We start from the raw sequence: 14600 nt of genomic DNA on the forward strand, positions 1-14600 counted from the left end.
ATAAAATAGGATGAAAACTAAATATTCTTATAAACAAATCTGGACAATCTCCTACCCTATCCTAATCAGTCTGATTATGGAACAGATGATTGGTATGACGGACACTGCTTTTCTGGGACGTGTCGGAGAAATCGAATTAGGTGCTTCCGCCATTGCAGGTGTATATTACCTTGCCATTTTCATGATGGCATTCGGTTTCAGCATCGGTGCCCAGATATTAATTGCACGTCGCAATGGAGAAGGAAACTACAAGGAAATCGGACCCATTTTTTATCAGGGCATATATTTCCTGCTTGCCATGGCAGTGATTTTATTCACGTTCTCCATCGTATTCTCACCATATATCCTCAAGAATATCATTTCGTCTCCTCACATTTACGATGCAGCCGAGAGTTATATTCATTGGCGTGTGTACGGGTTCTTCTTCTCTTTTATCATGGTGATGTTCCGCGCCTTCTTTGTAGGTACGACGCAGACCAAGACGCTGACTTTGAACTCTATTGTGATGGTACTTTCGAATGTGGTATTCAATTATATCCTGATTTTCGGAAAATTCGGTTTCCCGCAATTGGGAATTGCCGGTGCTGCTATCGGCTCTTCGCTGGCTGAAATGGTATCGGTGATTTTCTTTATCATCTATACCTGGAAACGGATTGACTGCAGGAAGTATGCATTGAATATACTGCCTAAGTTCCAAGGGAAAACACTGAAACGAATACTGAATGTTTCTGTGTGGACAATGATCCAGAACTTTGTTTCTTTGTCTACCTGGTTTATGTTCTTTCTATTTGTGGAACATTTGGGAGAGCGCTCTTTGGCAATCGCGAACATTATCCGAAACGTGTCGGGAATCCCGTTTATGATTGCAATGGCATTTGCATCCACCTGTGGTTCATTGGTCAGCAATCTGATCGGTGCAGGTGAACAGGATTGTGTACGGGGTACTATCAGACAGCACATTCGCATTGGATATATATTTGTATTGCCAATTCTGATATTCTTCTGTCTATTTCCGGATCTGATCTACGTATTTATACAGATATGCCGGATTTGAGAGCGGCATCCGTACCTTCACTGTGGGTACTATGCTCTGCCTATCTGGTACTGGTGCCTGCCAATGTGTATTTCCAATCGGTATCAGGAACAGGAAATACGCGGACTGCATTGGCTATGGAACTTTGTGTACTGGCTATCTATGTCACATACTCTGCATATTTCATCATGTATCTGCGAATGGATGTCGCATTTGCCTGGACGACAGAATGTGTGTACGGTACTTTTATACTGTTGTTCTGCTACTGGTATATGAAGAAAGGAAACTGGCAGAAAAAGAAGATTTAAATCCTTTTTTCACTATCTTCGCAAGAAAATAAACATTTTATAAAATATATGAGACAAGCTAATTTATTTATGATGTCGGCAGCAATGTTGTTAGCTGCCTGCGGAGGAACCAAAGACGCAGGCAAAACAGATCAGGTGCTTATCGAGAAATCGGATATTAAGATCGAAGGGAAGCGCATGACTCCCGAAGCACTTTGGGCTATGGGACGTATCGGCGGATTCGCCGTATCGCCCGACGGAAAGAAAATTGCGTATACGGTAGCGTATTACAGTGTACCGGAAAACAAGAGTAACCGCGAAGTTTTCGTGATGAACGCAGACGGAAGCGAAAACCAGCAAATCACTCATACCCCGTATCAGGAAAATGAAGTGACATGGATTAAAGGAGGCACCAAACTTGCATTCTTAAGTAATGACAATGGAAGCAGCCAGCTCTATGAAATGAATCCGGACGGTAGCGGACGCAAGCAATTGACCAACTACGACGGAGACATCGAAGGTTATTCCATTTCACCGGATGGCAAAAAGCTGCTGTTTATTTCACAAGTAAAGACGAAAGAAAGCACTGCTGATAAATATCCGGACCTGCCGAAAGCCACAGGTATCATCGTGACCGACCTAATGTACAAACATTGGGATGAATGGGTGACGACAGCTCCACATCCTTTTGTTGCCGACTTCGACGGTAACGGTATTTCCAATATTGTGGATATCCTGAACGGAGAACCGTATGAAAGTCCAATGAAACCCTGGGGTGGCATTGAGCAACTTGCCTGGAATACTACTTCGGACAAAGTGGCTTACACTTGCCGTAAAAAGACAGGATTGGAATATGCGATTTCCACCAACTCCGATATTTACGTTTATGACCTGAACACCCAAAAAACGGAAAATATCACGGAAGAAAACAAAGGGTACGATACCAATCCGCAATACTCTCCGGACGGCAAATATATCGCCTGGCAGAGTATGGAACGTGACGGTTACGAAGCCGACTTAAACCGTCTGTTCATCATGAATTTGGAAACCGGAGAGAAACGGTTTGTCAGCAAGGCGTTCGAATCGAATGTAGATGCCTTTGTTTGGGGAGCAGATGCAAAAGTGATCTATTTCACAGGTGTATGGCATGGAGAGTCACAGATTTATGCGCTTGACCTGGCAAATGATTCGGTAAAGGCCATTACTTCAGGAATGTACGATTATGAAAGTGTAGCTCTTTTCGGGGATAAACTGATCGCCAAACGTCATTCAATGAGCATGGGTGATGAAATTTATACTGTGGCACTGGATGGCTCTACTACTCAACTGACGCAGGAAAACAAGCAGATCTACGACCAGTTGGAAATGGGTAAAGTGGAAGGTCGCTGGATGAAAACAACAGATGGCAAACAGATGTTGACATGGGTAATCTATCCCCCGCAGTTTGATCCGAACAAGAAATATCCGACTTTGCTGTTCTGTGAAGGAGGTCCGCAAAGTCCGGTAAGCCAGTTCTGGTCTTATCGCTGGAATTTCCAGATTATGGCAGCCAATGATTATATCATTGTTGCTCCGAATCGTCGCGGCTTGCCGGGATTTGGCGTGGAATGGAACGAACAGATCAGTGGTGACTACGGTGGCCAGTGTATGAAAGATTATTTCACTGCTATCGATGAAATGGCAAAAGAGCCGTATGTAGACAAAGATCGCTTGGGATGTGTAGGTGCCAGCTTCGGAGGATTCTCTGTATACTGGTTGGCGGGACATCATGACAAACGATTCAAAGCCTTCATCGCCCACGACGGTATCTTCAATATGGAAATGCAATATCTGGAAACTGAAGAAAAATGGTTTGCCAACTGGGATATGGGAGGCGCATACTGGGAAAAACAAAACCCGGTGGCACAACGTACGTTTGCCAACTCTCCTCACCTATTCGTGGAGAAATGGGATACGCCTATCCTCTGTATTCATGGAGAAAAAGACTACCGTATTCTGGCTAATCAGGCAATGGCTGCTTTCGATGCTGCCGTGATGCGTGGTGTTCCTGCAGAGTTGCTGATTTATCCGGATGAAAACCACTGGGTATTGAAACCGCAGAATGGAGTTTTATGGCAACGCACATTCTTTGAATGGTTGGATAAATGGGTGAAGAAAGCTCCATCTAAGTAAAATTTTAAAGCACGGATTATACGAATCTCACGGTCATTTGATTCACTAAAACTGCATATTTCATATAATCTGTGCTTAACGACTTTCCAATAAAGTAAAATAAAAGAAGGCTCTGTTCTCAATCTACTTGAGTTCAGAGCCTTCTCCATTGCATCCATCATAAATCGGCTAAATCTTACTCCGAATAAATATTTTCAATTTCTACAATATACATCTTGTGGAAACCACCATGAGCACCACCGTACCACTTTTCCAATGATTCCTTATCCAGAAAACATTCCGGTTTGATACCGTCAGCATAAAGCTTCTTACACTCCAGGCTCAATCGTGCCTGCTCGAACAACACATTGCCATTTTCTGTAAACACTGGCTTCAATCCGGTCTCTTTTACTTTATCTATATTACGTCCCGACTTAGAACCACAAATAGCGTGAATCTTCTTATTTTCTGCCCCTAAGAAAGAAAGAGTCAGGTGATCGTTCTTCTCTACAAATTCATACGTATACCGTTCGGGACGGATAAAAACGAAAGCAACAGGCTTGTTCCACAGCCAACCGATGCCACCCCAACTTGCTGTCATCGTGTTAAACTTCTCTTTTGTTCCGGCCGTAACCAGCATCCACTCTTTTCCAATCGCTTCGAAAAAGTTTTCTTTCAGGTCTTTTACTTCTAATTTCTTCATCTCTTTATTCGTTTCTAATTATTTCTGTTTTTTCAATTTTACAATCTCTCCCAAATAGGGAATCTCCACTGGAATCTTCCGTTTCTTTGCTTCTGCTGCAAAAACTTTCGGAGGATCGTGCAAAGGCTCGTCAGACAAGTCGAATGTGCCATAATGCATGGGAATGGTAAGACCTGCATTCATTTCTTCGGCAGCAGTCAAGGATTCGTATGGCGATATATGGTTGGGACGCATAAACCAGCGAGGTTTGTATGCACCGATACCTAACAAAGCATAATCCGGTGCTCCGAACAGATCGGGAATCTCACGAAAATGGCTGGAATAACCCGTATCACCACTATAATAAAGAGAAATCCCATTTCCTTGCAGCATAAAAGCTCCCCACAGTCGCTGACCGCCATCGCGTACGGAACGTTTGCTCCAGTGTTGTGCCGGCAGAAACGTGATCTTCAATCCTTCATCTTCCATTTGTTGATACCATCCGGCTTCAATCACTTTCATTTCAGGGAACCATCCCTGAATCAGTTCACCGGTTCCCAAGCCGCAGAAAAGTTTCATTTGCGGGTTGTTCTTCAGTAAGCGGGCTATACTCTGTTTATCCAAATGGTCGAAATGGTCATGACTGACAAGTAGATAATCAATCTCCGTAAATATATCAGGATTAGCAGGAAATTCGCTCTGTCTTTTCACAAAAGGAATACTGCCGAACACCGGATCGAACATGATTCGCTTACCTGCTAATTGAAGAAAGAAAGAATTATGTCCGAGCCATATCAGAGAATCTCCTACCACCGCATCCAATGAGCGAAGATAACAAACTTTCGGGTCCCATTTCACCGTCTTCTTCTCTTTGCGTTGGGGATTGGGCGAAAGACGCCATTTCAACACGCTGCCCATCCCCGGACGGAAGCGATGCTGCCTGTTAAAAAAACGTCCGCGCACCATCGGATTTCCTCTCCAATAAGGATTGACTGTCGCTAAACGTTCGTTTCTCCTAAAACATATATGTTCACCCATTTTATTTCCTGAATACGTATTTACAAACTTACTAAAAAATCTCGATTTACGATGAATAAGGGAAAACAAAAAATGTACCCCGGACACACTATCGGGGTACATTTACTTATAAAAGAATAAATATTATCCTTTTTTAATAGAATGAGGCTTAGTTAACAGCAGTGTAGCCCATACAGAGGCAGTTGCCAGCCAAGAGCAGAAAGATTGATAACCATAATGACCGCACCCAATATCCATAAAATCAGTAACGACCATTTCAAACCTGTTCCCATTGGCGACCAATGGAATAGCTGGCGCAAGATAGTATACAAGAAAGCTCCTAATGGAATACCGATGAGGGCAACTCCGGCAATCGTACCTAATAATGTCATCATAGGAGAGACGGAAGTAACCGGCATCCAGTCGATGGCAGGCAACAACTCATAAAGTAAAGCTCCTCCACTGACTGCCACGCAATTGCCGCAAATACCAACGCTACCAATACGACAGCCAATACGAACAAGACAGGGCAACAAAGAATAACAAGAGCTACCAGAAATATCTTAAAGAGAACGGCAGCAATGGAAACAAATACATCGCCTATCTTTTGAAGAAAGGTACGAGGTTTACCGGAGTTCACATAATTATTAACCCCATCTGCTACCCGTTCGAAGCCGTCTGTCACTGTTTTGCCAATATTCTCAATGGTTACCGCTTCTCCACGCATACTTAACTTTTCTGCGGCGGTACGGGCTTCCGGAATAACGAGCCATCCGATAATATAAAGGATAATCATCGGACAATAAGGTACAAACACCAGAATAATCATCAGGATACGCACCAATGTGATGTCCCAACCGAAGTAAGCTGCCAGTCCTGCAGCCACACCACCCAACAATTTATTATCCGGATCACGGAACCAGCGACGTTGGGCAGAGGTTTGCGTATTACTTTGATTAGCGGACGATGCTTGCTCCGTTCTTTTCTGTGAATCTGTATCCTCGTCAGCAATGCCAAAATCTTCCGGTTTGCCTACGCGGGCGATAATTTCTTCTACATCCGAAACTGTGATGACCTGTTTTCCTTCAGTTACTTTCTCGGCAAACAGTTCAGCAATACGCATCTCAATATCGTCTACAATTTCTTCCGCACCCTCCTGTTTACGAAAATAATGTTTCAAATTAGACAGATAATTGTCTAACAGTCGGTAGGCATCGTCATCTATATGATAAACTATTCCTCCTAAATTTATGGTCAATGTCTTTTTCATTTTTATTTCTTCTTTTTCTAATTATCTATTGGCTATATGATTCACTGTGTCGTTAAGTTCTTTCCAGGAAATTTCCAGTTCTCCCAAAAAGGTTTCTCCTTGTTCAGTGAGTTTATAGTACTTGCGGGGAGGTCCCTGGGTAGATTCCACCCATTCATAACTTAACAAGTCGTCATTTTTCAGACGGGTCAGCAACGGATACAAGGTGCCTTCCACTACAATCAGCTGGGCTTCTTTCAATTTCTGAATAATATCAGAAGCATAGGCAGGCTCTTTGTGCAGCAAAAGCATGATGCAATATTCAAGCATGCCTTTCCTCATCTGTGATTTTACATTGTCTACTTTCATTATTCACTTCTTTTAGATAGCACAAATATATGCATTACTTAAGTACCTTGCATTACAAAGTACTATAAATTAATAATAATTAAAACATTAGAGAGTGCTTACCTTATTATAAAAAGAAATAATGGCTATATTTGTGCCCGTTAAACCATAAAATAGAAAATACGTATGTTTACAATTCGAAAAGCAACGGTAGCCGATTGCGAGCTTATTCATATGATGGCAAAGGAGGTATTCCCCGCCACCTACAAGGATATTTTATCTCCTGAACAACTGGATTATATGATGGACTGGATGTATGCTCCTTCCAATGTGCGCAAGCAAATGGAGGAAGAAGGGCATGTGTATTCCATCGCCTATAAAGAGAATGAGCCATGCGGATACGTCTCTGTGCAGCAACAGGAAAAAGATGTATTCCATCTTCAGAAAATCTATGTTCTCCCCCGCTTTCAGGGTACGCATTGCGGCAGTTTCTTATTTAAGGAAGCAATCAAATGCATCAAGGAGATACACCCAGAACCTTGTCTGATGGAACTCAACGTGAATCGTAACAATAAAGCCTTGCAGTTTTACGAATACATGGGAATGAGAAAGTTACGGGAAGGTGATTTCCCGATTGGCAATGGGTATTATATGAATGATTATATTATGGGATTGGATATTTAATAAACCAAAATGCCCCGGAACAAGTATCGTGAATGTTCCGGGGCATTTTGTTATTTAGTCAATGACGGGATTCTATTTCGCTACGCGTTCCAGCCATTTTACCATTGAAAGCATTACAATCATAGAAGCACCTGTTGCGCCTACAAATACTAACCAGCAAGCCCAAATAGGAACAGTGGTATAAAGAATACCACCGATAAACAGCAGTGAATTACCCACAGCTGTTGCAGCCAACCAGCAACCTTGCATTAATCCCTGCAAATGAGGAGGAGCCACCTTAGATACAAACGATAATCCCAGAGGAGAAATGAACAATTCGGCAACTGTAAGGATGAAATACAGACCGATCATAATCCACGGAGTCACACGAATAGCATTTATTTCAGCAGCACTCATAGTACCCAACACCTCTTTCGAAGGCAATGTAAAGGAGAATACCATCAAGAATACATACGCTAATGCGGCAATACCCATACCGATGGCAATCTTCATCGGGGTAGAAGGTTCTTTACCATTCTTTTTCATTGAGCCGAACATCCACATGATAAATGGAGTCAGGAATACAACGAAGAACGGATTAACGCTCTGGAATATTTCAGCTCCCTTGATCTGCGTAAAGCCTAAGTCGATATTAATCACACTCAAATCCACATAGTCACGGGCAAAATAAGTCAAAGAATAACCATTCTGGTGGAAAGATAACCAGAAGAAAATAACAACACCGAATACTGCAAACAAAGCATAGATACGTTGTTTGATTTCAGTAGCGCTCATTTGGATTTCTTCCTTATTCACAGTCGCAGTACCTTTACTGGTTTCCAATTTAGTCGCAGGATCCGGGAAGCGTTTCTTATTTGCCATATAAATAATCAGCGAAACAAGCATAGCACCAATAGCAGCCATAAAAGCATACTGAAAACCACGGTTAAACACATCAAGGTAGTTATTAACAAACATACCCATATCTGTTACAGGAGTCCCGTCAAGAACAACACTCTTAGCCAAAGTTGTCAGATTCTCCATTGCCTGTGGAGCCATATCATTTCCTTTTTCTAAATATTGATGGCACAATTCAGGTAAAGTGGCATCATAATCAAAATTGTTCACCTTCAGCCACCAGTTGCGCACACCAATAGCAATAAACGGTGCAAAAACAGCCCCAATATTGATAAACATATAAAATATCTGGAAACCGGCATCACGTAGGTTTGAATATTTAGGGTCATCGTACATCTGGCCTACCAAAGCCTGCAGATTTCCTTTAAATAAACCATTACCAAAAGCAATCACCAAAAGTCCGAAACAGGTTAATCCCAAGTAAAGAGCCATACTAGGAACAGGGGTCGGAGTAGGAATGGCAATAATCAAATAACCGATAGCCATTAATATCAGCCCTACTAAAATAGTGCCTTTAAAATTTTTCGTCTTATCAGCAATAACACCTCCCGCCAAAGCTAAAATATAAATGGAAGCATAGAACGCGGAATAAATGTATCCGGTAGTTGTCTCGGACAATCCAAATTTCGCTGAAATAAACAATGTCAAAATCGCCATCATAATATAGAAGCCAAAACGCTCTCCCATATTAGCTAAAGCTGCAGCAATCAGACCTTTAGGGTGTTTACTGAACATAGATATAAGTTTTTAGAATTAATAAATGATTGATTTAAATAAATATTTCTTGCAAATATATACTTTTTCTTGAGTTTTTGCACAATGATTTGTTAAACTACTCCTCAAATAAACGACAAATTTCTGCTCTGGATTCACGAATCAAATCTTCCGGAGCTATTTTTATCTGAAGTCCCCGTACCCCGGCACTTACATAAATATACGGAAATTCCCGGCTGGTTTCATGGATATAAGTAGGAAAATGTTTCTTCATGCCGATAGGCGAACAACCTCCCCGGATATATCCGGTAAGTGGCAGAAGTTCTTTTACGGGAATCAAATCACACTTCTTATTACCCGATGCTTTAGCTGCCAGTTTCAAGTCAACTTCATGTTCTCCCGGAATGACACAGACAAAATATCCGCTTTTATCGCCATGCAGGACAAGAGTCTTAAACACTTGCTCAATGTTTTCTCCTAAATCTGCTGCTACATGAACAGCACTTAAGTCGTTTTCATCCACTTCGTAGGGAATCAGTTCATAGGCTATCTTAGCCTTATCTAACAGCCGTGCGGCATTTGTTTTATTGATTTTCATTTTCGTTGTATTTATACTTTCTATATCTGATAAATAAAGAATTAGCGGGAGACAAAGTCCTCCATGACTTTTATTAAGACACGGATTACACGGCTCTAATTAAATAAAAACCATGTAATCCGCGCCTTAATTAATATGATTAGAGATAGTTGACTTTATTGGGGGAACGCCCTCACTCTATGCTTCAAATTAGAGCCCCAGCTCTTCGCGAAGAAACTTAGGTGTATATCCCTTAGGGCTCTTCGCAACCTCTTCCGGTGTTCCGTAACTAAGGAGTTCTCCCCCGCCCTTACCCCCTTCAGGGCCCATATCGATAATATAATCCGCCATTTTAATCACATCCAGATTGTGTTCGATGACGATAACCGTATTCCCTTTATCTACAAGCTTATTCAGTACTCCCATCAGTACACGGATATCTTCAAAATGAAGTCCGGTAGTCGGTTCATCAAGGATGTAAAGGGTCTTGCCTGTATCTCTTTTCGACAGTTCCGTTGCCAGTTTCACACGCTGGCTTTCTCCACCGGAAAGAGTGGTAGAAGATTGTCCCAACTTTATATATCCGAGTCCGACATCCTGCAATACTTTTATCTTATTCAAGATTTGCGGAACGTTTTCAAAGAATTCTACGGCACGGTTGATTGTCATGTCCAATACATCGGCAATCGATTTTCCCTTGAAACGTACTTCCAGTGTTTCCCGGTTATAACGTTTGCCGTGACATACTTCACAAGGCACATATACGTCAGGAAGGAAATTCATTTCAATTGTTTTATAACCATTTCCCGTACAGGCTTCACAACGTCCGCCTGAAACATTAAAGGAAAAACGTCCCGGCTTGTAACCGCGAATCTTAGCTTCCGGAAGCCCTACAAACAGATTACGGATATCAGAGAACACACCGGTATAGGTAGCAGGATTGGAGCGTGGCGTACGTCCCAAAGGTGATTGATCGACATTCACTACCTTATCGATATTTTCCAATCCTTCAATCGAATCGTATTCCAAAGGATCCTGCAAAGAACGGTAGAACTTCTGCGACAGAATCGGTTGCAGAGTTTCATTAATCAAAGTAGATTTCCCGCTTCCTGATACACCTGTCACACAAATTAGTTTACCTAACGGAAACTCTACGTCAACATTCTTCAGGTTATTCCCTTTCGCTCCTTTCAGCCAGATAGATTTCCCGTTTCCTTTTCTACGCTTGGCGGGGATTTCTATCTTCATCTTTCCATTCAGGTATTGCGAAGTCATCGTATCGGTCTTGAGCATCTCCTGGGGAGTTCCTGCAAAAACAACCTCTCCACCGAGACGTCCGGCTTTTGGTCCCATATCGATGACATAGTCAGCAGCCAGCATCATATCCTTATCATGTTCCACCACAATCACGGAGTTTCCCATGTCACGGAGTTCTTTCAAGGAGTTGATAAGACGTAAATTATCACGCTGATGCAGACCGATACTCGGCTCGTCGAGAATATAAAGCACATTCACCAATTGAGAACCAATTTGTGTAGCCAAACGGATACGCTGGCTCTCACCACCGGAAAGGCTGACAGAACTACGGTTCAACGCCAGATAATCCAAACCGACATCCAGCAGGAACTTCAAACGTGTACGAATCTCTTTCAGAATCTCCACTGATATTTTCTTCTGCTTATCGGAAAGGAACTCATCTACCTTCATCAACCAGTCATACAGCTCGTTGATGTCCATGTTTGCCAATTCATTAATATTCTTATCGTGGATGCGGAAATGCAGAGCTTCCTTATTCAGGCGAGCCCTTTACATTCAGGACAAACCGTTGTTTTGGCAAATTGTTCCGCCCATTTCTGCGCTGTCGCAGAAGCATCTTTCTCCTGCAACATCTGAATATACTTCACCACTCCTTCATAGGTAACAAAGTAATCGGATGAAGTGCCGATCAGCGAACTCTTGATTTTAATCCGTTCGTCAGAGCCATACAACACTTCATCAGTCGCATCGTCCGGCAACTCCTTAACCGGTGTTTTCAACGTTACATCGTACTTCTCAAGCAAAGCACCGATTTGCCAGAAAATCATCGCATTCTTATATTTTCCCAAAGGAGCTATCGCACCTTCGTAAATGGAAAGTTCACGATCGGGAATCACTTTGTCCACGTCAATCTGATTGACTACTCCCAACCCTTTACACTTCGGACACGCTCCTTGCGGTGAATTGAATGAGAAATTATGCGGAGCCGGTTCACGATAAGACAACCCGGTGACAGGACACATGAGTCGCTTACTATAATGCCGGATACTTTCGGACTGGGCATCCAAAATCATCATCAGCCCGTCTCCCTGACGCATGGCAGTTGCCACACTCTGTTTCAGGCGCCGGTCGTCTTTCTCTGCAACCACTAATTTATCGATAACCACTTCTACATCGTGGTTCTTATAACGGTCGAGCTTCATACCATGCGTGATTTCACGCACTTCTCCGTCTACTCGTACATATAAATATCCTTTTTTACGTATCTGTTCAAAAAGTTCTCTATAATGTCCTTTACGTGAACGCACCAATGGCGCCAGCAGATATATTTTCTTTCCTTTATAATCTTTCAGAATCAAATCCAGAATCTGCTCTTCGGTGTATTTCACCATTTCTTCCCCCGACAGATACGAATAAGCGATTCCCGCACGGGCATACAACAAACGGAGATAATCGTAGATCTCGGTAGTTGTTCCTACGGTAGAACGGGGATTTTTATTCGTTGTTTTCTGTTCAATGGAGATAACCGGGCTCAAGCCTGTTATTTTATCGACATCCGGACGTTCCAGATTGCCCAGGAAATTGCGGGCATAGGCTGAAAAAGTTTCGATATAGCGGCGCTGTCCTTCGGCAAAAATCGTATCGAAGGCTAAAGAAGATTTTCCACTACCACTCAATCCGGTGATAACAGTCAAGCTGTTACGGGGAATCTCGGCATCAATGTCCTTCAAATTGTGCACGCGCGCACCGTACACATTAATATATTCTGTTTCCTGCATATTCATATCCTTCCATAAATGTTGCAAAATTAATGTTTCCGCCCGAAATATGCTCCTAAAAAAGCACAATATTATTTTCTTAACTCAAATCTTATGAAGATATAGGGCATTATTTGTACCTTTGTTCCTTGATTTCAAGAACCAATAGTTATAATTTGATGAAACCGATAAACCGAATATTCTTATTTCTGCTTTTTATAAGCGTTTCATACGCTATCAGTTATGCACAGGAAAACCAATCTTATTTCTTGCATACCATCGAAAAAGGACAAAGCTTATACTCCATTTCCAAGATGTATAATGTCACTACGTCAGACATCATACGTCTGAATCCTGGTTGTGACGAAAAGATCTACGCCGGACAAACTATCAAAATTCCTACCGGGAAAGAAAGCCAGAAGGGAGAAACATTCCATACGATCCAAGCCGGAGAAACATTGTACAAACTGACAACGATGTATAATGTGTCCGCCAAAGATATTTGTGAAGCAAACCCAGGTTTGAGTGCCGAGAATTTCCGTATCGGACAAGTTATTCTGATTCCGCAGAAAAAAGAAGAACAAACTGACGCCGTAGTTCAAACGCCTACTGAACAATCGACTATTCAAGGTCCTGTCGTTCCGAGATGCAAAGATATGCATAAGGTAAAGCGCAAAGAGACTATATTCAGCGTGAGCCGTGAATACGGAATCAGCGAGCAGGAGTTGATTGACGCTAACCCGGAACTGAAAAAGGGCATGAAAAAGGGACAATTCCTTTGCATCCCCTACCCGGCAGCAACCACCGTACAACCTACACAGAAGGAAGATCCATACGCTGTTCCTCCCAGCAATAGCGAGCTTTTCCGCAAAAATAAGGAGACTCCCCAAAAGCTGTCTACTATTAAGGCTGCCTTGTTGTTGCCTTTCCAGGAAGACAAACGCATGGTGGAATATTACGAAGGTTTCCTGATGGCAGTAGACAGTCTGAAACGTACGGGCGTTTCTCTTGATTTATATGTATATGACAGTGGAAAAGACATTTCTACATTAAATACGATTCTTGCCAAAAACGAGATGAAGAGTATGAATATCATCATCGGTCCGATGCATCAGAATCAAATAAAACCATTGTCAGACTTCGCGGAGAAGAACGATATACGCCTGGTGATCCCTTTCTCTCAAAAAGGAGAAGAGGTATTCAAAAATCCTGCTATTTATCAGATTAATACGCCTCAATCTTATTTATATTCAGAGGTTTATGAGCATTTCACCCGCCAATTCCCTAATGCGAACGTTATTTTCATCGAACCGTCGAGTGCTGACAAGGAGAAAGCAGAATTTATCAGCGGCTTGAAACAAGAGTTGAAGAGCAAAGGAATTCCTATGAGAACCGTCAGCGAAAGCGCAACTAAAGAAACATTGAAAGCAACACTTCGCAGTGATAAAGAAAACATTTTTATCCCGACATCGGGCAGTAATGTTTTACTGATTAAGGTACTTCCTCAACTAACGTTGTTAGTCAGAGAGAATCCTGCAGAAAAAATTCACCTGTTCGGCTACCCGGAATGGCAGACTTACACCAGAGATCATCTGGAAAATTTCTTTGAGTTGGATGTATATTTCTACTCTTCATTCTATACGAATACATTGTTCCCGGCAGCCGTGCAATTCACCAACGCTTATCATAAATGGTATAGTAAAGATTTGGCAAGCAAATACCCCAATTACGCAATGCTTGGCTTCGACACCGGTTTCTTCTTCTTGAAGGGATTATCGCTCTATGGCTCGGAATTGGAAAACAATCTGCCTAAGATGAACCTGACGCCAATCCAGACAGGATTCAAATTCCAGCGCGTGAACAACTGGGGAGGATTTATTAATAAAAAAGTGTTCTTCATACGTTTCACTAAGAATTTTGAATTAGTAAAACTTGACTTCGAATAAT

General features: G+C 42.2%; 8 protein-coding genes and 3 pseudogenes. 4 read left to right on the plus strand and 7 right to left on the minus strand.

What is annotated here, in order from left to right; genetic code table 11:
• Positions 1-10: 10 nt before the first annotated feature.
• Positions 11-1341, plus strand: a pseudogene (gene bexA, locus DXA05_RS07550) (multidrug efflux MATE transporter BexA).
• 48 nt (positions 1342-1389) lie between these two features.
• Entirely contained in the window at positions 1390-3492 is a 2103-nt protein-coding gene (locus tag DXA05_RS07555; RefSeq protein ID WP_044130186.1) for a S9 family peptidase, read from the plus strand.
• A gap of 175 nt (positions 3493-3667) precedes the next feature.
• Here DXA05_RS07555 and DXA05_RS07565 read toward each other — a convergent pair whose 3' ends face one another.
• The 4 genes and pseudogenes from DXA05_RS07565 to DXA05_RS07580 form a co-directional block, all read right to left on the minus strand.
• Positions 3668-4174: a flavin reductase family protein gene (locus DXA05_RS07565; protein ID WP_008022792.1), complete on the minus strand. Its 507-nt coding sequence runs from the start codon at positions 4172-4174 to the stop codon at positions 3668-3670.
• Positions 4175-4192: 18 nt separating this feature from the next.
• The gene (locus DXA05_RS07570; protein ID WP_009040515.1) at positions 4193-5191 is read right to left on the minus strand and encodes an MBL fold metallo-hydrolase; all 999 of its coding nucleotides are present in this window, start codon (positions 5189-5191) and stop codon (positions 4193-4195) included.
• A 152-nt stretch (positions 5192-5343) separates the two neighbouring features.
• Positions 5344-6440 (minus strand): annotated as a pseudogene (locus DXA05_RS07575) (PspC domain-containing protein).
• Between the two features lie 21 nt (positions 6441-6461).
• The gene (locus DXA05_RS07580; protein WP_004312715.1) at positions 6462-6788 is read right to left on the minus strand and encodes a PadR family transcriptional regulator; all 327 of its coding nucleotides are present in this window, start codon (positions 6786-6788) and stop codon (positions 6462-6464) included.
• A gap of 165 nt (positions 6789-6953) precedes the next feature.
• On the opposite strand from DXA05_RS07580, the gene DXA05_RS07585 reads away from it, so the two are divergent.
• Positions 6954-7451, plus strand: a complete 498-nt coding sequence (locus DXA05_RS07585; RefSeq protein ID WP_128859004.1) for a GNAT family N-acetyltransferase — start codon at positions 6954-6956, stop codon at positions 7449-7451.
• A 72-nt stretch (positions 7452-7523) separates the two neighbouring features.
• Here DXA05_RS07585 and DXA05_RS07590 read toward each other — a convergent pair whose 3' ends face one another.
• The 3 genes and pseudogenes from DXA05_RS07590 to uvrA form a co-directional block, all read right to left on the minus strand.
• Complete coding sequence (locus tag DXA05_RS07590; protein ID WP_008022801.1) at positions 7524-9083, minus strand: peptide MFS transporter; 1560 nt, start codon at positions 9081-9083, stop codon at positions 7524-7526.
• Between the two features lie 97 nt (positions 9084-9180).
• Positions 9181-9660: a Cys-tRNA(Pro) deacylase gene (gene ybaK, locus DXA05_RS07595; RefSeq protein ID WP_008643813.1), complete on the minus strand. Its 480-nt coding sequence runs from the start codon at positions 9658-9660 to the stop codon at positions 9181-9183.
• A 189-nt stretch (positions 9661-9849) separates the two neighbouring features.
• Positions 9850-12674: pseudogene (gene uvrA / locus DXA05_RS07600) on the minus strand (excinuclease ABC subunit UvrA).
• Between the two features lie 158 nt (positions 12675-12832).
• Here uvrA and DXA05_RS07605 point away from each other — a divergent pair.
• Positions 12833-14599, plus strand: coding sequence for a LysM peptidoglycan-binding domain-containing protein (locus tag DXA05_RS07605; protein ID WP_055234755.1), 1767 nt, complete (start codon positions 12833-12835; stop codon positions 14597-14599).
• The last annotated feature ends 1 nt before the right edge of the window (position 14600 follow it).

Origin of the sequence: Bacteroides sp. AM54-2NS (assembly GCF_003602935.1) — a bacterium.
Taxonomy (GTDB): domain Bacteria; phylum Bacteroidota; class Bacteroidia; order Bacteroidales; family Bacteroidaceae; genus Bacteroides; species Bacteroides xylanisolvens.